At 35.1% G+C, this 16,848-nt stretch carries 22 protein-coding genes, 1 pseudogene and 1 riboswitch; of the genes and pseudogenes, 6 read left to right on the forward strand and 17 right to left on the reverse strand.

The annotated features are described in order from the left end of the window. Nucleotides 1–6 precede the first annotated feature (6 nt). From ACQKNI_RS12265 to ACQKNI_RS12285, 5 genes are all read right to left on the reverse strand, one after another. Entirely contained in the window at nt 7–225 is a 219-nt protein-coding gene (locus ACQKNI_RS12265; RefSeq protein ID WP_088232857.1) for a hypothetical protein, read from the reverse strand. Between the two features lie 98 nt (nt 226–323). After that, entirely contained in the window at nt 324–1,139 is an 816-nt protein-coding gene (locus ACQKNI_RS12270; RefSeq protein ID WP_088232858.1) for a DUF4247 domain-containing protein, read from the reverse strand. Nucleotides 1,140–1,151: 12 nt separating this feature from the next. Further along, on the reverse strand, nt 1,152–1,658 hold the full coding sequence (locus tag ACQKNI_RS12275) for a DUF4178 domain-containing protein (protein WP_088232859.1): 507 nt from the start codon (nt 1,656–1,658) through the stop codon (nt 1,152–1,154). Nucleotides 1,659–1,679: 21 nt separating this feature from the next. Further along, on the reverse strand, nt 1,680–2,084 hold the full coding sequence (locus ACQKNI_RS12280; RefSeq protein WP_088232860.1) for a DUF350 domain-containing protein: 405 nt from the start codon (nt 2,082–2,084) through the stop codon (nt 1,680–1,682). A gap of 79 nt (nt 2,085–2,163) precedes the next feature. Next, nucleotides 2,164–2,829 (reverse strand): PspA/IM30 family protein, encoded by a 666-nt coding sequence (locus ACQKNI_RS12285; protein ID WP_071710946.1) that lies wholly within the window; start codon nt 2,827–2,829, stop codon nt 2,164–2,166. A gap of 403 nt (nt 2,830–3,232) precedes the next feature. Here ACQKNI_RS12285 and ACQKNI_RS12290 point away from each other — a divergent pair, with 403 nt between their 5' ends. Continuing rightward, on the forward strand, nt 3,233–3,811 hold the full coding sequence (locus tag ACQKNI_RS12290; protein ID WP_088232861.1) for a lipoprotein BA_5634 family protein: 579 nt from the start codon (nt 3,233–3,235) through the stop codon (nt 3,809–3,811). A 36-nt stretch (nt 3,812–3,847) separates the two neighbouring features. Here ACQKNI_RS12290 and ACQKNI_RS12295 read toward each other — a convergent pair whose 3' ends face one another. The 3 genes from ACQKNI_RS12295 to ACQKNI_RS12305 are packed head-to-tail and all read right to left on the reverse strand — an operon-like array spanning nt 3,848 to nt 6,244. Further along, nucleotides 3,848–4,015, reverse strand: a complete 168-nt coding sequence (locus tag ACQKNI_RS12295) for a FeoB-associated Cys-rich membrane protein (RefSeq protein WP_000989597.1) — start codon at nt 4,013–4,015, stop codon at nt 3,848–3,850. 16 nt (nt 4,016–4,031) lie between these two features. Then, a complete protein-coding gene (feoB, locus tag ACQKNI_RS12300; RefSeq protein ID WP_088232862.1) occupies nt 4,032–6,020 on the reverse strand; it encodes a ferrous iron transport protein B in 1,989 nt (662 codons plus the stop codon). Beyond that, a complete protein-coding gene (locus ACQKNI_RS12305) occupies nt 6,017–6,244 on the reverse strand; it encodes a FeoA family protein (RefSeq protein ID WP_088232863.1) in 228 nt (75 codons plus the stop codon). The genes feoB and ACQKNI_RS12305 overlap by 4 nt, the downstream gene beginning before the upstream one ends. Before the next feature lie 194 nt (nt 6,245–6,438). Further along, nucleotides 6,439–6,540: riboswitch (TPP riboswitch) on the forward strand. A gap of 86 nt (nt 6,541–6,626) precedes the next feature. Between ACQKNI_RS12305 and thiT the strand changes: the two genes are divergently transcribed. Then, the gene (thiT, locus tag ACQKNI_RS12310) at nt 6,627–7,286 is read left to right on the forward strand and encodes an energy-coupled thiamine transporter ThiT (RefSeq protein ID WP_088232864.1); all 660 of its coding nucleotides are present in this window, start codon (nt 6,627–6,629) and stop codon (nt 7,284–7,286) included. Between the two features lie 207 nt (nt 7,287–7,493). Here thiT and ACQKNI_RS12315 read toward each other — a convergent pair whose 3' ends face one another. The 6 genes from ACQKNI_RS12315 to ACQKNI_RS12340 all read right to left on the reverse strand — a co-directional run bounded on the left by ACQKNI_RS12315 (nt 7,494) and on the right by ACQKNI_RS12340 (nt 12,039). Then, the gene (locus ACQKNI_RS12315) at nt 7,494–9,290 is read right to left on the reverse strand and encodes a sensor histidine kinase (RefSeq protein WP_088232865.1); all 1,797 of its coding nucleotides are present in this window, start codon (nt 9,288–9,290) and stop codon (nt 7,494–7,496) included. Next, on the reverse strand, nt 9,287–9,976 hold the full coding sequence (locus ACQKNI_RS12320; protein ID WP_098253007.1) for a response regulator transcription factor: 690 nt from the start codon (nt 9,974–9,976) through the stop codon (nt 9,287–9,289). Before ACQKNI_RS12320 ends, ACQKNI_RS12315 begins: the two co-directional genes overlap by 4 nt. Before the next feature lie 39 nt (nt 9,977–10,015). After that, the gene (locus tag ACQKNI_RS12325) at nt 10,016–10,636 is read right to left on the reverse strand and encodes a class D sortase (protein ID WP_088232867.1); all 621 of its coding nucleotides are present in this window, start codon (nt 10,634–10,636) and stop codon (nt 10,016–10,018) included. A gap of 89 nt (nt 10,637–10,725) precedes the next feature. Further along, entirely contained in the window at nt 10,726–11,130 is a 405-nt protein-coding gene (locus ACQKNI_RS12330) for an LPXTG cell wall anchor domain-containing protein (protein ID WP_088232868.1), read from the reverse strand. Between the two features lie 176 nt (nt 11,131–11,306). Then, nucleotides 11,307–11,639: a hypothetical protein gene (locus tag ACQKNI_RS12335; RefSeq protein WP_088232869.1), complete on the reverse strand. Its 333-nt coding sequence runs from the start codon at nt 11,637–11,639 to the stop codon at nt 11,307–11,309. Between the two features lie 184 nt (nt 11,640–11,823). Continuing rightward, nucleotides 11,824–12,039: a hypothetical protein gene (locus ACQKNI_RS12340; RefSeq protein WP_098253009.1), complete on the reverse strand. Its 216-nt coding sequence runs from the start codon at nt 12,037–12,039 to the stop codon at nt 11,824–11,826. A gap of 161 nt (nt 12,040–12,200) precedes the next feature. Between ACQKNI_RS12340 and hpt the strand changes: the two genes are divergently transcribed. Next, nucleotides 12,201–12,728, forward strand: coding sequence for a hypoxanthine phosphoribosyltransferase (gene hpt, locus ACQKNI_RS12345; protein WP_088232871.1), 528 nt, complete (start codon nt 12,201–12,203; stop codon nt 12,726–12,728). 218 nt (nt 12,729–12,946) lie between these two features. Beyond that, nucleotides 12,947–13,849 carry a diacylglycerol/lipid kinase family protein gene (locus ACQKNI_RS12350; protein WP_088232872.1) on the forward strand — a complete coding sequence of 301 codons (903 nt, stop codon included), beginning with the start codon at nt 12,947–12,949 and terminating at the stop codon, nt 13,847–13,849. A gap of 79 nt (nt 13,850–13,928) precedes the next feature. Here ACQKNI_RS12350 and ACQKNI_RS12355 read toward each other — a convergent pair whose 3' ends face one another. Then, entirely contained in the window at nt 13,929–14,609 is a 681-nt protein-coding gene (locus ACQKNI_RS12355; RefSeq protein WP_087966622.1) for a DUF7003 family protein, read from the reverse strand. 181 nt (nt 14,610–14,790) lie between these two features. Between ACQKNI_RS12355 and ACQKNI_RS12360 the strand changes: the two genes are divergently transcribed. Beyond that, entirely contained in the window at nt 14,791–15,738 is a 948-nt protein-coding gene (locus ACQKNI_RS12360) for an Rpn family recombination-promoting nuclease/putative transposase (RefSeq protein WP_098356923.1), read from the forward strand. Here ACQKNI_RS12360 and ACQKNI_RS12365 read toward each other — a convergent pair. Together ACQKNI_RS12365 and ACQKNI_RS12370 are read right to left on the reverse strand one after the other, a co-directional pair. Beyond that, a pseudogene (locus tag ACQKNI_RS12365) lies at nt 15,736–16,038 on the reverse strand (SRPBCC family protein); the annotation flags it as partial. The gene ACQKNI_RS12360 and the pseudogene ACQKNI_RS12365 sit on opposite strands and share 3 nt — an antisense overlap. Before the next feature lie 88 nt (nt 16,039–16,126). Then, the gene (locus ACQKNI_RS12370; protein WP_088232874.1) at nt 16,127–16,306 is read right to left on the reverse strand and encodes a hypothetical protein; all 180 of its coding nucleotides are present in this window, start codon (nt 16,304–16,306) and stop codon (nt 16,127–16,129) included. A gap of 241 nt (nt 16,307–16,547) precedes the next feature. On the opposite strand from ACQKNI_RS12370, the gene ACQKNI_RS12375 reads away from it, so the two are divergent. Further along, entirely contained in the window at nt 16,548–16,805 is a 258-nt protein-coding gene (locus ACQKNI_RS12375; RefSeq protein ID WP_249278341.1) for a YolD-like family protein, read from the forward strand. Nucleotides 16,806–16,848 lie beyond the last annotated feature (43 nt).

Below are 16,848 nucleotides of genomic sequence, written 5' to 3' on the forward strand. Positions count from 1 at the left end.
ATATTTTTACTCGCCCCATCTTCCCCCGCTTTTAATCCATGCTACGTATTTTTGAAAGGCAGGCACTTCCTGTTGAAAGCGTAGCGGAATATATAGAAAGAGAGTACATGTACATAATATCCATAGAATACCTACTAAAAAGTGAAATCTCATCGTTGTACTAATAAACAAACTGAGGAATAAGACGAGGAACATAATTACACTAAATCTTTTATACATAGTCATAACAATCTCCTCCTTATGCCTTAATTGTACCAGCTACAAGGAATTAATTCCCATAACGAAAAAGACCGAAAAGTAAATCCCACTTCTCGGTCTCTATACTATCTTCTCTTCGTAACTTTCCCTGAACCACCAACCCTTGTTTTCGGGGGAGATGTATTCTTTGGCGGCGTTTTAATAGATGATTTCGGCTTCACATCTGATCCGCTTGACCCACCTGGATTTTTCGTGATTTTCCCTTTGCTTCCAGTAGAAGGCGGAGGCGTGTTACTTCCTTTTTTCGTAATACTTCCTGTATCTCCTACAGAAGATTTCGAATCTACATTATCGCCTCGCTTAATGATAGATCCTTTCCCTTCCTTCGTAATTGGAGGCGGGGTTTTCTTTTCTTCTTTCGTAGGTGGCCTTTCCGGTATAACTGGTTTATGATTTTGTCTGTCATTATATCCGCGGTAATCACCAGATGATGATTTTTTTGAACCGAATATATCGTTTAATATACTTCCCATAAGATATCCTTGCAGGAAGGACGGTTGGTAATTTTGACGGACAAATTCTTCATTACTTACTTCAATTAACGTATCAGACGGTTTCTCTTTATCCTTTTGAAGGTTATACATTTTATCCGAATAAACGAGAAACATTTGATTTTCGTCTTCTTTGGATGCTTGCTTCGGTTTCCTTTCGGCTATAAGTTCCTTCGCGACTTCAGGAACTGACCGATTGGCGGCCCTATACACGTAAGATTCTTGTTTACCTTCCTTTGCGACAGACTCGAGTGGATAACGGTCTTGAATTGACTTTGTCTGCCCGCCTTGACAACCTGATAAGGCATAACCAGCAACAACAAGTAATGTAACGATAGCAAGTATAGGGATCACAAACGATTTAATCATGGTAAACAATCGGTTTGACATGATTACGCCCCCTTACGTTGCTCTTATAATTTGTACATCAGCAGGAATAATTGCTTCTCCCTCATACATCATTGTGCGACCATTTTGCCATTCAATACGTAATAATTTTCGGTTATCAGATTGGAATTCCCACACGTACTGTTCCTCTGAAGCAGAAAATGGTGTTTTCCCCATCACAACAACACGTCCGTTATATTGTTCTTCCATATGGTACTCCATATCATCCATTTCAATTGTCGTCGGAATTTCATCAATTGAATCTAAACGACCATCAATTGGCGTATATAATTTGTAATACGTATTTTCACGATCTTCAATTTTTAAATAACGAATATCTTTCCCGTCCTGCAACGTTAAAACAATTTCCTTGCGAGAATGCATACTCGTTTTCCCCGTTAACTCATACATGACTAACGAAACTTCAATCATATCGCCAGGAGCTAACGTTAAAAGACTCTTTTCTGGCTTCGGCGGCTCTGGGCTTTTCATTATATTTTTAATACGTTTAAATAAACTCATGATCTACCCCTCCTTTTCTCTTTATAAACAAGCACCTAAAATAAGTGCCCCAACAATATGTAAGGATCCAGCTAACATCGCATGCGCAACACTGCCTTCTTTCGTACCTTCTTCTAAATCAAGACCAGCCATTTTCTTTAATACAAATTCAATAAACATTTCGACTACTAATAAAATGACGAAAGAAACTGCTGAAGCAAGAAGCGCCTGCCATAAGTCATTTGCTTTCGTAATCGATTGAGATAAAATGTACCCTTGCGCAAATAATTTCATGACGAAACGAGTTGCTACAGCGGTATTCCCATTTTTTATTTCTTTTAAATCATTGTATTTTGTAAAAATCGAATCAACCCACATAATTGCAAATAAAAGTGCTGCACTCGCTCCAGTCCATACAAGCATGGCTACTACATTCATCCACGACATTGCAAAACCTCCTCTAACTGTAATAGAAAACCGACATGAATGTATTTAGACATGTCGGTTCATTTGTCTCTATTCTATATTATTTCTCATACTGCTTCATAATACGAGCTAATTCATCGTCAACAGCAGAATTCTTGTTTAAGCTTGCGAATTCATCATCTAATGATTTTTCTTTTTTATAAACTTCACCGCTTGCTTCTGCTTCAGCCTCTAATTGAAGAGCTTTCTCTTCCATACGGCTTAAACCAGCTTTTGCTGAATTCGAATCAAATCCAGACATCGCCTGATTAATATTCTTTTGTGCTTTCGCTGCATTTACACGCGCTACAAGTGTTTCACGTTTATTTTTCAGCTCCGTTAATTGCTTACGCATTTCTTCTAACTTCGCACGAAGATTATCAGCAGCAGCTTTGTTTTGCTCATAGCTTGCTTTATACTCATTCATCTTTTGCTCTGCGTTTTGTTTTTCTTCTAGTGCACGGCGCGCAAGGTCTAAGTTACTAGCTTGAACAGCCATATGAGCTTGTTCTTCACGTTTTTTCACAAGTGCTTCTTGCTCTTCAAATAATAATTTAAATTTCTTCTCAAGTGCGATTTGAGCTGCTACACTTTTCTCAGCTTCTTGTACATCCGCTTGCATATCACGTAAATATTGATCCGTCATCTTAACTGGATCTTCCGCTTTTTCAATTAATGAATACACATTTGACATTGTTAAATCTCGTAATCGTTTAAATACAGACATCCGAATTCCTCCTATGATATACCTCATATTTCAAATTCACTACTTGGAAAACGTAAAAATCTTCCTTTACAGTAAAGAATATTCATTTTTACAGCCTATGTGTTCATTATAACAAAACAAAGATGTCCTTACATGTTATTTCCAAAATATATCTAATATAATATGACATTCCATATATAATATTGTATTCCTAATATATTCTCATTATTTATCCTTAGAATTAACTTATTTCACGTACTTTCTCTAAATTACATTATTGTAATGTTACTGTAAGCTAACTCGATAGTTACGTTTCCATATTTCTTATACACTAATACCAGAAGCAGCAAACAAGCTTCTCCATATGTAAGTACTAATACAAAAATTGTATTTTCTATATAACAGACAAAAAGGAGAAATCATCATGAAAAAATTAGTAGGTATCGGATTAGCGGCAGCAATTTCACTTGGAGCATTATCAGGTTGTTCTTTATTAGGAGATAAAGCGAACGGCTTTGTACTGTACGGATCAGAAGAGCAGGTTCAGCAAATTACAGATAAAAACAAAAAAGAAGTGAAAGAAAAAGACTTCTATAAAATGAAAATGACAACATTAGATGGTAAAAAAGTTCTTGTAATGGATAAAAAAACTGGTGAAGAACTCGTAAAAAAAGAGTTACTTAGCAAAGTGGATGAAAATGACAACACGAAACCACTTGATAAATTACCCGCTGTAACGACAGAACAAGGTGTATTATTTGCAAAAGAGAAAGTTGAAAATACTACACTTGATGGTGCGAAATTAAAATATGAAGGCAACACAATTATCGGAAGTGGCCGCGCATATACAGATATGTACGCAATTGTTGATGACGCAACTTACAGCAATGTAAAAGGTGATGAAAAATCTGTAGGTGTATTAAAATTCGATAAAGACCCAAGTAAAGAATTCCCTGGTTACAACGGAGTAGAAGCTTCTCAACTTGTAAAAATTAAAAAATAATAGAAAAAAAGCTTTGCGAAATCGCAAAGCTCTTTTCTATTTGTGAGCAATTTGCTCCATATCCGGACTACACGTTTGTGACTGACATGACTTATTTAAAGAACATGCTGCGCATTTTCCTTTTTTACTTCTCTTTACAAAATTCACTAGCGTATATGCTGCATAACCAAAAATGATAGCTCCAATTATAATATTGACCATCACCTTAATACATCTCCTTCTAGAATCCGAGTAAGGATCCAACTTGGTATATAATGAGCGTTAATACATAAGCAACAACTAATGGATAAACGACAGAGAAAATCGTCCATTTCGCTGATCCCGTTTCACGTTTAATAACAGCTACTGTCGCTAAGCATGGAACATATAATAAAACAAAGAACATAAATGCGTACGCTGATAATGCCGTATAATGTGCCCCCATTACATTTCCTAGCACATCTTCTTTCACCGCATAAATAATCGCCATTGTTGAAACGACAACTTCTTTCGCTAAAAATCCTGTTAAAAGGGATGCCCCAGCTTGCCACGTTCCAAAGCCGAGCGGTGCAAATAATGGTGCGATAAATCCACCAATCATCGCTAAATAACTGTCGCCCATATCAACACCAAATCCTGATGGACCTGCATAGTTTAATAACCAAATGACAACAGAACCACCGAAAATGAATGTACCAGCTTTACGAACAAATCCTTTCCCTTTCTCCCATGTGCTCAGCCATAACGTTTTCGCTTGCGGCACACGGTAAGGAGGTAATTCAATTACGAAAATAGATTTTTCCGCTTTCAAAATCGTAAGAGACATAATTTTTGTAACGAGTAATGCCAGAACAATCCCTGCAACATATAAAGAAAATACAACAGTCGCCTGACTATTAGGGAAGAATACTCCTGCAAATAATGCATATACAGGTAAACGTGCTGAACAAGACATAAATGGTGTTACTAAAATTGTAAGTAAACGCTCTTTCTCCTGTTCAATTGTTCTTGCCGCCATAATACCTGGAACGTTACATCCAAAACCGATAATCATCGGAATAAAAGCTTTACCGTTTAAGCCAAAGAACTCCATAATTCTATCCATAACAACTGCAATTCGCGCCATATATCCTGAGTCTTCTAATAATGAAATGAAAAAGAATAGTGCAAAGATTTGTGGCACGAATACTAACACAGCACCAACGCCGGCGATAATACCTTCTGTAACGAGTGCTTGAATAAAATCAGAGGCACCAACACTTGTAAGTCCAGCCGTTACCCAATCCGTAAGCTGCCCACCAAAAAAGCCATCTAACATATCAGATAACGGTGTCCCAATCCACGTAAACGTAACCTGAAAAATAAAAAACATAACTGCTAAAAAGATTGGAAGTCCTAAAATTTTATGTGTAATTAACTTATCGATTTTTTCCGAAAAAGGAATTTTCCCTTCTTTCTCATGCTTCATAACATTTGTTTTTAACTTTTCAATATACGCTTCACGAGTTTTGTAAATGTGCTCCTCCAACGTACAATCAAGTTTTCCTTCTAAGCGAGATCGAACGGCTACAAGTTCCTTATAAATTGGTAGTGCTTTCATTTCTTTTTCTACTACTTCGTTATTGCTTAGAAATTGAAGGGCTAACCATCTCGGATGCTCATAATTCGCTGTCTCTAAAAGAGCAATTACTTCTCCAATTCCTTCATCCATTTGTACACCATATGAAATAATGAATGGTTCTTTCTCTTTTTTGCCATTCTCTTTAAGAGTCGTAAGTAATTCTTCACAGCCTTTTCCGGTTCTTGCGATGACAGGAACGACTGTTACACCTAATATTTCTGATAATCGTTTTACATCAATAACAATTCCTCTTTGCTTCGCCACATCAACCATATTTAAACCAATTGAAACCGGCTTACCAAACTCAAGTAATTGCAACGTTAAATGCATATTTCGCTCAAATTGCGAAGAATCCACAATATTTAACATATGATGAAATTCGTCTGTTAGTAGAAAATTCGTAACGACACCTTCATCACGTGAAACTGGATTTAAATCATAGACGCCTGGTAAATCAATTAATGTTCCTTGCTTATCTTTTAATTTACCAACCTTTTTTTCTACTGTTACACCGCTCCAATTTCCTACATACTCATAAGAACCAGTAAGCGCATTAAATAATGATGTTTTCCCTGTATTCGGATTCCCTAGCAAAGCTACCTTATTCACGCTAATTCCACCTTTATCATTTTCGCGTCACAATGACGAATACTAATTAACTGCCCACGACACTCCAATGTACAAGGACCTTTAAACATCGCTTTCTGCTTTATACGAAGCTCGCTTCCTTCAGAAAGACCAAAAGCAGCCAGTCTTCTTTTTAATAACTGATCTAACGACTGAATACTTTTTACTAACACTTTCTCACCAATCTTAATATCTACTAAACTCATAACCTTCCCCCTCAGAAGAGAATGATAATTATTTTCAAGAAAATTATAGCATACTCTATTTCATTTGGACTATACCTTTTTGCTTCATATTTATTAACATTTCAATACAATTATATTTCAATAATTGTCATACTAGATTCATTTGCCATTCTCATCCATTTCGCTTACAATAAACAATAGCAAATAAAGAATCTCGTTATTACAGGGGGAGCCATGCCGCTGAGAGGGAACACTTCGTTCCGACCCTTCGAACCTGTTAGTTAATGCTAACGCAGGGATTGTGCAAACGTCCGAAATACATACCTCTTTTTTATTTACGTATTTCGTATCCTCCTATGATATCTATTCTTTTTTGTATAACTTGGATTTAGGGGGAGACAACATGCGTAACACCAATTTACAAGCGATGATCGAATCTGCTATTCTTGCAGCCTTCGCCATGATTATCGACATTTTACCACTATCACTTAAACTTCCAACAGGTGGTTCCATTTCATTTGCAATGATTCCTATTTTTATTATCGCATACCGCTGGGGCTTCAAAATGGCTTTCTTAGGAGGCTTAATTTGGGGACTATTACAAATTGTTGTAGGTGATGCTTACATTTTAACACCTATTCAAGCATTCATTGAATACTTCATTGCCTTTGCTTTTATCGGATTTGCTGGTTTATTCTATCGTCCAATTCAAAAAGCACTTGCAGTATCTAACGAAGACCAATCCAGTTTGGGTAGCCGTAAAGATAAACCCGCATCAAAACAAAACAAAAAAAAGAACGCACTTGTTTACATTATTCTTGCCACATTTGTCGGTAGTTTCGCTCGCTACTTCTGTCACTTTATCGCCGGTATTATTTTCTGGGGACAATATGCACCAAAAGGTCAATCTGCTGTGCTATATTCATTAATTGTAAACGGTAGTACAATGATTGGTTCTTTCGCTTTATGTACAGTATTACTACTCCTTTTATTTAGAACTTCACCACGCTTATTCAAAAGCATCGGTGCTTCTCAAATGAATACATCAAAGAAGAGCGCTTAATTAGCGCTCTTCTTTCATATCGTAATATCAATTAAAAATACAATAAATGCGCAAAAGAAAATAAATACCATTATACTTAGCCACTTGCTATGCACGGTTTATCGACTCCTTACACAACCTCATTTTCTAACTAAATTATACCCTTTAAAAATAAAGATTAGATAAAGATAATATAAAAATAAATAAAAAAAGCGTAGATCATATTGTCTACGCCTTTTTCGGTAAATAGAAGTAAAATAACACACCATCCCCTGTATTCTTTACCCCATATTCAGCATCGTGTAGTTCTAAAATATTCTTCGAAATGGCAAGACCAAGCCCCGTTCCACCTTGTGAACGCTGACGAGCTACATCCACACGATAAAAACGATCCCAAATTTTATCTAATTGTTCTTCTTCAATGTGAGTACCTGTATTTTCAATACATACTTTTATGCGATCCTTCTCATCTATTGTAGAAATAATAATATCCTCTTTATTTGGTGTATAACGAATTGCATTCGTAATGAAATTTACGATGACTTGTTCAATCCGACCTTGATTTGCTATCACTTCAAATGAACGTATATTTTTATGAACACAAAGTTCTTTTTTTTCTATGTCCACAGAAAGGTATTCACATATATCTTCAATTACTGTATCAATATAAAATGAATCCTTTTTCATTTTGTATGTACCTGACTCAAATTTAGCTAACTCAAGCATATCCAAAATTAACGTATCCATTTTGTCTACTTCTCGTTCCATCGCTTGAAAATAGTATTCTTTTTTATGTTCAGCTACCCCATCTTTTAAAATAGAAATACAGCTTTTCATAATACTCAGCGGTGTTTTTAATTCATGTGAAACACCAGAAATAAATTCTTTCCGCGTCTTTTCTAACTTTCTTTCCTTTTCAATATCTTGTTCTAGCTGTCCAATATGGGAATGGAGTTTATTCGATAGCGTATTAATATTTTTCGATAAATCACCAATTTCATCTTTTGAAGTAATCGGTATTTTTTCTGTAAAATCTAAATGTGCTATTTTCTTCGTTGTATCATTTATTTTTAATAACGGTTTTGCGATTTGTTTTGAGTAATAAAACGAAGCTAGAAAAATGAGAACGACTACAAATGCAATAATGTAGATATAATAATCTTGCACCATTTGTACAGCTTCATCTACAGGCTGTAAGGAAGCCATCGCATATATATACGTTACGGAGCCATCTTTTTCTTTTATCGGTTTCATTAATAATTTATATTTTATATCATTCTTTTCATAATCCATTGTCTTTGTTGAATACTCTATTTGGTTACTCTCTTTTAGTAATACATCCGTTTGAAATTCTTTTATACTATCTAAGAATAAAGTATTTTTATAAATTGGATTTACGGAGCCTTTTATATCTGGAAACTGTACTTTCGTAACACGTCCTCCTATGTAAACATCTGGTGCTTGAGCAGCTTGCTCCTGAACGGCCGGCTTCTTTTTCTCCTTAAATGCTTTTTCTAACGGTTTATTCGAGCCGCTTAAATTCTGCTTAGATAACGAGAAAGAGAATGGAATAAAACTATCTTCTTTTTTCAATCCAGAAAAATAAATTTCTTGGCCTAAAAACTGCTCTGATGATTTATTATCAATCTCCTCTATATTGACGAGATTATATAAGGGCATTTTGAATATTTGTTGTCCAAAGCTCTTTTGTTGCCTACGATCTATCGTTACCTCAAAATAAAAATCATCTGCATGCTTTAAATTCCCATTCTGATCTAATGTCGTAATCCACGTATTATTTTCTCTTAAAAAGTCTTGCTCCAGTTTCTGAACTTCTTCTTTATTTCCTGCGTCATTCAAATAATTTTTCTCAAAGGAATTTAAATTCACTTTAATATCTTCTACTTTTCGATTCGCATAATATTGTTTAAAAAATATCGTTTGTCCAATAAATATTGTCACTAAAATTAGCATGCATAATGCTGTCGTAAGAGTAAATAATTTTAGTACAATCCCTTTTCTCATACATTCCCCTCAAATTTATATCCCGTTCGTACTACAGTTGTAATGTACTTTGCTTTCTCTCCTAATTTATTTCGCAAATTACGAATATGGCTATTAACCGTTCGATCATCGCCAGCGAATTCATATCCCCAAATTCTTGAAATGAGTTGCTCTCTCGTTAAAACAATCCCTTGATTTTTCATAAAATACGCTAATATTTCAAATTCAGTATGTGTTAAATTAATGTCTGCTCTATCTACAGTAACCGTACGCGACGGGAAATGGACGTGAATACCATGGATTGATAATGTATCATCTTCATTCTCTAAAAGTTGCTTTGTCACTTTTCTGCTTTCTAATAGCCTTTTCGCTCTTGCTAATAAAATTGGCGGGCTATACGGCTTCGTCACATAATCATCTGCTCCAAGTTCAAATCCAAGTAATGTATCATCTTCATCTACACGTGCCGTCAGCATAATAATAGGAACCTCGGATGTCTTACGGATTCTTCGGCAAACGGACCACCCATCAAGTTCCGGCAACATTATATCTAGAATAACTAAATCAACCTCTTCTTCCTCAAATACAACTAAAGCTTCTTTCCCATCTCTTGCTTCAAACACTACATATTGCTCACTTAAAAAATAGTCTTTTAATATTTCACGCAATATATCTTCATCTTCCACAATTAAAATGTTTTTTGACATAACTTATGTATCCCCCTCCCGCTTTCAGAAACTACAATTTTATTTTGAATAACTAGCAGTTAGCTTCGCCTCGATAATATATCTATCTGGTGCATCACCTATATAATCAAATGGATAGCAAGTTGTCAGTGTTAATATTGGTTCTTCTTTTTTTATAATAACAGTACGATCATCCGCACGGGTAATCCATATTTTCTGAATTTCATATGTGTAATTTTTATTATCATACTCTAACATAAGGGTATCCTTTTCTTTTAACTCTCCTAAATCTGTAAATACAGTATCTCGATGCCCACTAAGTACAGTATGTCCTCCTCCAGATGGCGTTGTCGTTAAATCACTAACGAACATACCAACTCCTTTTTTCAAAGTCACATCATTCGCTTCCCAATATATAGAAAACCTCTTCTTTATTTTCGGTATATTTAACATCGCTACCTTTTCTCCTTCTTTATGTTCTGTTTGAGAAGAAGGCACTTGGGAAGTTACAGGCGCTTCATGAGAAAGTTGATTATGTTGTATATTTTCAAGGTTCTTTATTTCTTCTGTCGTTAATTGTTGAGCAGAGCTTTTTCCTCTATACCATTCCAAAGTGTAATACGATCCCATGAATAGCCCTATAGCCATCAATATGATACCGATATAATTGCGTAACTTCATGTTTCATCCCTCCATGCAAAAAATGGTAGGAATAACCTACCATTTTTAATATATGAAATTATCCCATTCTTTATAGGACAATATTTTAATTACGCCTTAACTTTATTACGACGATTCCAACCAAATAATGTACCTATCGCTATAAGAGAGCCACTTAAACCCATCATTGCGACATTATTTGATGCTGTGTTTGGTAATTTTTCACCTTGTACAACTGGCTTTGCTACTTCTTTTTTAGCGGTAGCATTTTTTTGTTCGGCTTTTATCGCTTCTTCTTTTTTTGCCATATCACTTTTTTCTTGTACTTGGGCGGCTTGCTTTTTCGCTACATCATTTTTTTGCTGTTCCTTAATCGCGGCTTCTTTTTTAGCTTTATCTTGCTGCAGTTGCGTCGCTTCTTCCTTTGTTACTGTGCCAGTATCTGCGCTTGCTACTGATGAATATCCTACTGTTAAAAGTGCCATTGCACAGATTGGTAATAGTTTCTTTTTCATTTTATCCTTCTCCTCTTATACGTTTTACATCACTTCACATCGGATGTATCACTAGAATAAACAAGAGATATAAATATAAGATGCAGATGAAATATAGTTCATTTAAAGATTTCATTGTAAAAAAAGAAAAAACATCGTAATCTATACGATGTTTTTTCGGGTGTGTGTCTCAATATTTACATGTTACTTTCGCGTGATTCAGAAGTAGAATGGGCCGGAGCGATAACTAATTGTCTCGGCTCAGTTTTCTTGAAGTGATTTTTGACGTTACACTTGCGACGTTGAACAACCCACGCTTTAATAGGATTTGTTAAAATAATTCTTTGCTCTTCGTTAGGGGCCTCTTCTTCCAATCTACAACTTTCGCTCCATTTACGCCATTTCATTGTAAATTTGGGAGAAGAATGATCTTCTTCTTGATCAAACAAGTGCAAAAAATCCATTTCTCCAGCTAGCATTACGGTGTTACTAGTCGCTAAAAAAGAAAAGGTTGTCCAACGTTTCTCCATGCCCTCCTACTCCTTCTTCACATATAGAGTGCCTAAAACTTCATTTACCTAAAATATGCTTGCCTTTTACCTTACACCCATAGTTTATCCAAAACACTACTATGCAACTATCGATTTGCCTTACAACTACCTTACATTTTTGTAAGAAAAGAAAAAACCTTCATTATATATACATGAAGGTTTCTCACTCTTTATCTATATGATTTTTCATATTATCAAGTCCAGCTTCTTGCAGCTGCGACATCATGCCATGGGAAATTGCACCTAATACTAGCGTCATTCCAATGAGTGAAATGCGAATTGCAGGTACATCAATTATATAAGCCAACAGACCAAGAACAATTGTTAAAAGTAATGCCTTTATAAATGTTACACTTGTGTACTGCTTCTTCTTCATCATAATCACCCTTTTTGGAAACGTTTTCCTTCTGTGATTAGTATATCATATCATCAGATGATTTTGTCGTTGTTTTCGTGAAAAATTACTATCCTCTTTGACTTTTTCTATTCTATCCTTTACAGTCGAAATGTTCACAAGTTTTACACTGTAGGAGGATTCCAATGAATATTGAAATAAAAGACACTTTAATTTCTGAAGAACAATTACAAACAAAAGTAAAAGAACTAGCACTTCAAATCGAGCGTGACTTTGAAGGAGAAGAAATCGTAGTCATCGCAGTATTAAAAGGTTCATTCGTATTTGCTGCTGATTTAATTCGTCACATTAAAAATGATGTAACAATTGATTTCATCTCTGCATCTAGCTACGGAAATCAAACAGAAACAACAGGAAAAGTGAAACTACTAAAAGATATCGACGTAAACATTACTGGGAAAAACGTAATTGTCGTAGAAGATATTATCGATTCTGGTTTAACGCTTCACTTCTTAAAAGATCACTTCTTTATGCATAAACCAAAGGCACTCAAATTCTGTACGTTACTTGATAAGCCAGAACGTCGTAAAGTTGATTTAACAGCTGAATACGTTGGCTTCCAAATTCCAGATGAGTTCATCGTTGGATACGGTATCGACTGTGCAGAAAAATATCGTAACTTACCGTTTATCGCTTCAGTTGTAACAGAGTAATTGTTTAGCTTTTAAAAAATTGATAGTACATGAAATTTATATCGGCGATTCTTTACATATATCGACCGTAACTTAAATTATATCGGCGATTTTTTAAATATATCGACTTACCGACAATAATTGACAATCTTAGCACCCTATTAATAGGAAGGGGCTGTTCTGAAATACACCGGAACAGCTCCTTTCTTTCTATTACAAACTACAGGGAGAGATGAAAAATGACAAAGACAAAATTTGAAAAAGTACTCCTCATCGTAAATCCGAAAGCCGGGCAAGGTGACTTACATACAAATTTAGCGAAAATCGTACCACCTCTTGCCGCAGCTTTTCCTAACCTACATATCCTTCATACGAAAAAGCAAGGTGATGCAACAAAATATTGCCAAGAGTTTGCTAGTAAAGTAGATTTAATTATCGTCTTTGGTGGTGACGGAACTGTATTTGAATGCACAAACGGCTTAGCACCGCTTGAAGCTAGACCTACACTGGCAATCATTCCAGGCGGAACTTGCAACGACTTCTCTCGCACACTCGGCGTTCCGCAAAATATTGCAGAAGCAGCAAAACTCATTACAAAAGGGCATGTAAAACCAGTTGATGTCGCAAAAGCAAACGGCCAACATTTCTTAAACTTCTGGGGCATTGGACTCGTATCTGAAGTATCAAACAATATTGATGCAGAAGAAAAAGCAAAGCTTGGTAAAATCGGTTACTACTTAAGCACCATTCGAACTGTCAAAAATGCTGAAACATTCCCAGTAAAAATCACTTACGACGAACAAGTATATGAAGACGAAGCTGTCCTTGTTATGGTTGGAAACGGTGAATATCTTGGCGGTATCCCATCCTTTATTCCGAACGTAAAATGTGACGACGGAACACTTGATATTTTCGTAGTCAAATCAACAGGCATTCAAGCATTTAAAGATTATATCGGAAAGAAACTATTTGAAGACTCAAATGAAAATGACATCTTCCACGTAAAAGCGAAATCCATTCATATTGAAACAGAAGAAGAAAAAGAAGTAGATACAGATGGAGAAAGTTCGCTGCATACGCCTTGTCATATTGAATTATTACAAGGACACTTTACGATGGTTTATAATCCTGCGGTTGTGTAATACAAAAAGACGAGCTAAAGTTTTAACATGTTAGCTCGTCTTTTTTATTAGAAAGGTATTTTAATCTACGCTTTCATTTTTAATATGAGTTTTCATAATCAAACTCCACCCAATTTTTCCAATGCGTATTACAATCCTTATTCACAATAACACTTGGATCTTTCTTCTCTATTGCAGCAGCTACTGATTGGAAAAATTCATTTTCACTTACTTTCTCTTCTTCAACGTGTTTCCACTCTTCCGTTTCATACGCTACTTCCCAATCACCTTCTAAACCGCACTCTTCTAAAATTTCTTCTTTATCCCACCATACTAATTTTCGAGCTTCTTCATAAGTAGCAAGCATACGCATGAAATATGTTGGATAAGACTCTGTCGTTTGTACTTCTATTCCATGATTCACATAATCTTCTTCTGTAAATTCATATTCAAAATGATGATCCCGAATTTTCACAATGCCTTTATGAATATCCGGTATAAATTCACCTTCATCATCAAATAATTCATCATCACCATCATTTAATTGCAAAATGCCATCATCACCAATTAAATGATCCACCCCATCACCATATATTTGAATATCATTACATATGCCTAATGATCCTACACCGACAACCTGAAACACCATTAACCAATCTTTATTATCTTTAAAGAAAAGAGAGAATTTCACTTGCGAAATATCCATATCTTCATTATCAAAGGCAGGAAATTCATAGTTACTTTGCTTTTTATCTAATAGTTTCAAAATATCTTTTTGCATCTGTATCATCTTCACCTCTATATAAACTTTTCAAATTCACTAGAGTATAACATAGCCACACTTGCCTGTGAAATTCTAATAATACTACTTAAAAATAGCAGAATGGTCTATTTGCATGCCCTAGTTATTTTTAGGTAAAATGAAGGAAAGAAGCACCTTGATATAAGGGAGAGGACAAACTTTGTTCAACCAACAGTTAGTTAATTTACGCATTGATTTTGCATTTAAACAATTGTTTGGTACGAATGGTAGTGAAGATATCCTAATTACATTTTTAAACGCTATGTTACAAGAGTCTTTAGAATCGCCTATCGCTTCTCTACAACTAGAAGATCCACATTTACACCGGGAATATGAAGAGGATAAGTTATCAATTCTAGACATTTCAGCTACGTTAAACACGGGAACAAAAGTAAATGTAGAAATACAACTTAATAATAATCACGATATGATGAAACGCAGTTTATATTATTGGGGAAAATTATACACATCTCAATTACAAAAAGGGATGCCCTACAGTTCGCTTCATAAAACCATCACCATTAATTTATTGAACTTCATAATGTTTTCAGATCACAAAGAATTTCATACAGCGGGCACATTATGGAATACACAACAACAAAAACTCCTGAGTGACGACATAGAAATACACATTGTAGAAATTCCAAAGTTAACAGAACAATGGCATGAAGAAAAAGTCAATCCGTGGAAGGATCCATTTGCTCGTTGGCTTTTATTACTTTCAGCAAATGAGGATGAGCACTTAACTAAAACATTGGAGGACATTGCTATGAATCGAGATCCTATTTTACAAAAAGCAATAAACAAGTGGGAACGTATGAGTCAAGATTCCTCTTTCCGACAAGCCTATGACGCAAGAGAAAAGGTTTTAATGGATGAGGCTGCAAAATTCGCCCACGCAGAAAAAGAAGGAATGAAAAGAGGCATGGAAAGAGGCATGGAAAAGGGCATGGAAAAAGGCATGGAAAAAGGTCGAAAAGAAGGCGTTCAACAGGGAAGAATGCAAATGATTAAAAGCATGTATGATCTTGGTATGCCAATTGAAACGATTGCTAAGGCAAGTAAATTAAGTGTGCATGAGGTTGAACATATTTTAGAACATAAATAATAATGATGTGTTAGCATCTTTACCTTCTTTAACACGGATTGTAGATAAATAATTCGTCACAGGGAATGGCGCTTGCATAATTGAATATGTGTAGTAGCGCTCTTTCTCATTAAATGCTTCTAAACGCTCTAAGATCGCATCACCATCAGGATTGGCCAAATGACGTAAACGTCCGCCTTCAGTTACTTTACTGCTAGGGATATATGGTAACCAATCTGGAAGTGCATCAAAACCTCCAATTAATTGCCATACTTGTTCAGGTGACGCTGGAATTTCAATAGAGATAACTGTAGAAATTATCAGTGGAACATAGAAATTTGTTATTATTCTTCATTCAAAAAAGGCCACAACGAACTGAAATATGTTCGTTGTGGCCTTTTTATCTTCTTTAAAATATTAAATTACCCTTCGAACAAAAAGGAGCAGAGTTTCCTCTTCTAATTTTCGCATCACATTTTGAGCAATATACATATCGCTCCACTATTATTTGTCGTTCTATCATATGTAAGGACACTATTCTCATACTACACATAATCCCAATTAATATAAGGCTAACAATAAGTAGCATACCTCCCGCCCCCTTTTTCTATACTTTACCATGAAATAACAACTCGATTATTTCAACTAATAATTAGGGAGTAGTTTTGGATATAAATACCTCTTTTGCATTTGTTTATTTGGTATAATAGATATAAAAGAAAACTTTTATGGAAGCCACCATCAATACGTCTATTGTTATACAACACCTAAGTAAATGAATCCGTAAATATATGCAATCTTTTTATAAAAAGTAAGAATAAGTAAATATTATGTCTAAAAAATATACTGACATGAAAGACATACGAGAAGTATCACCATACGATGATAGAGAAAGAATTGAAGACACTTTATTGCGCTCCTTCATTTCAGAAGTAGAAGTATTGATCACGTATTATAAAAATGGTTATTTTCCTACAATGTACATGACCGTATTGGAAATACATCCTTTAAAACGTACTGTAATATGCATAGATATCTTTGGTCATAAACATGCTTTTAGTCTTATAGACATAATTGATGCGCGTTAAGTATGTCTGTCGCACTTATATACAAAAACAAAAAGCCATTTAC

Source organism: Bacillus sp. NPDC094064 (assembly GCF_050279585.1).
In the GTDB taxonomy this organism is placed as follows: domain Bacteria; phylum Bacillota; class Bacilli; order Bacillales; family Bacillaceae_G; genus Bacillus_A.

Excerpts from the sequence above, each read along its gene's own strand:
- ACQKNI_RS12320 (WP_098253007.1), bottom strand. The coding sequence starts at position 9,976 with ATGTCAAAAAACATTTTAATTGTGGAAGATGAAGATATATTGCGTGAA.
- ACQKNI_RS12355 (WP_087966622.1), bottom strand. The coding sequence starts at position 14,609 with ATGCAAAAAGATATTTTGAAACTATTAGATAAAAAGCAAAGTAACTAT.
- ACQKNI_RS12325 (WP_088232867.1), bottom strand. The coding sequence starts at position 10,636 with ATGAAGTTACGCAATTATATCGGTATCATATTGATGGCTATAGGGCTA.
- ACQKNI_RS12375 (WP_249278341.1), top strand. The coding sequence starts at position 16,548 with ATGTCTAAAAAATATACTGACATGAAAGACATACGAGAAGTATCACCA.
- ACQKNI_RS12270 (WP_088232858.1), bottom strand. The coding sequence starts at position 1,139 with ATGTCAAACCGATTGTTTACCATGATTAAATCGTTTGTGATCCCTATA.
- ACQKNI_RS12265 (WP_088232857.1), bottom strand. The coding sequence starts at position 225 with ATGACTATGTATAAAAGATTTAGTGTAATTATGTTCCTCGTCTTATTC.
- ACQKNI_RS12370 (WP_088232874.1), bottom strand. The coding sequence starts at position 16,306 with ATGCTACTTATTGTTAGCCTTATATTAATTGGGATTATGTGTAGTATG.
- ACQKNI_RS12290 (WP_088232861.1), top strand. The coding sequence starts at position 3,233 with ATGAAAAAATTAGTAGGTATCGGATTAGCGGCAGCAATTTCACTTGGA.
- ACQKNI_RS12315 (WP_088232865.1), bottom strand. The coding sequence starts at position 9,290 with ATGAGAAAAGGGATTGTACTAAAATTATTTACTCTTACGACAGCATTA.
- thiT (WP_088232864.1), top strand. The coding sequence starts at position 6,627 with ATGCGTAACACCAATTTACAAGCGATGATCGAATCTGCTATTCTTGCA.
- ACQKNI_RS12285 (WP_071710946.1), bottom strand. The coding sequence starts at position 2,829 with ATGTCTGTATTTAAACGATTACGAGATTTAACAATGTCAAATGTGTAT.
- ACQKNI_RS12350 (WP_088232872.1), top strand. The coding sequence starts at position 12,947 with ATGACAAAGACAAAATTTGAAAAAGTACTCCTCATCGTAAATCCGAAA.
- ACQKNI_RS12275 (WP_088232859.1), bottom strand. The coding sequence starts at position 1,658 with ATGAGTTTATTTAAACGTATTAAAAATATAATGAAAAGCCCAGAGCCG.
- ACQKNI_RS12305 (WP_088232863.1), bottom strand. The coding sequence starts at position 6,244 with ATGAGTTTAGTAGATATTAAGATTGGTGAGAAAGTGTTAGTAAAAAGT.
- ACQKNI_RS12280 (WP_088232860.1), bottom strand. The coding sequence starts at position 2,084 with ATGTCGTGGATGAATGTAGTAGCCATGCTTGTATGGACTGGAGCGAGT.
- ACQKNI_RS12335 (WP_088232869.1), bottom strand. The coding sequence starts at position 11,639 with ATGGAGAAACGTTGGACAACCTTTTCTTTTTTAGCGACTAGTAACACC.
- ACQKNI_RS12330 (WP_088232868.1), bottom strand. The coding sequence starts at position 11,130 with ATGAAAAAGAAACTATTACCAATCTGTGCAATGGCACTTTTAACAGTA.
- ACQKNI_RS12340 (WP_098253009.1), bottom strand. The coding sequence starts at position 12,039 with ATGATGAAGAAGAAGCAGTACACAAGTGTAACATTTATAAAGGCATTA.
- hpt (WP_088232871.1), top strand. The coding sequence starts at position 12,201 with ATGAATATTGAAATAAAAGACACTTTAATTTCTGAAGAACAATTACAA.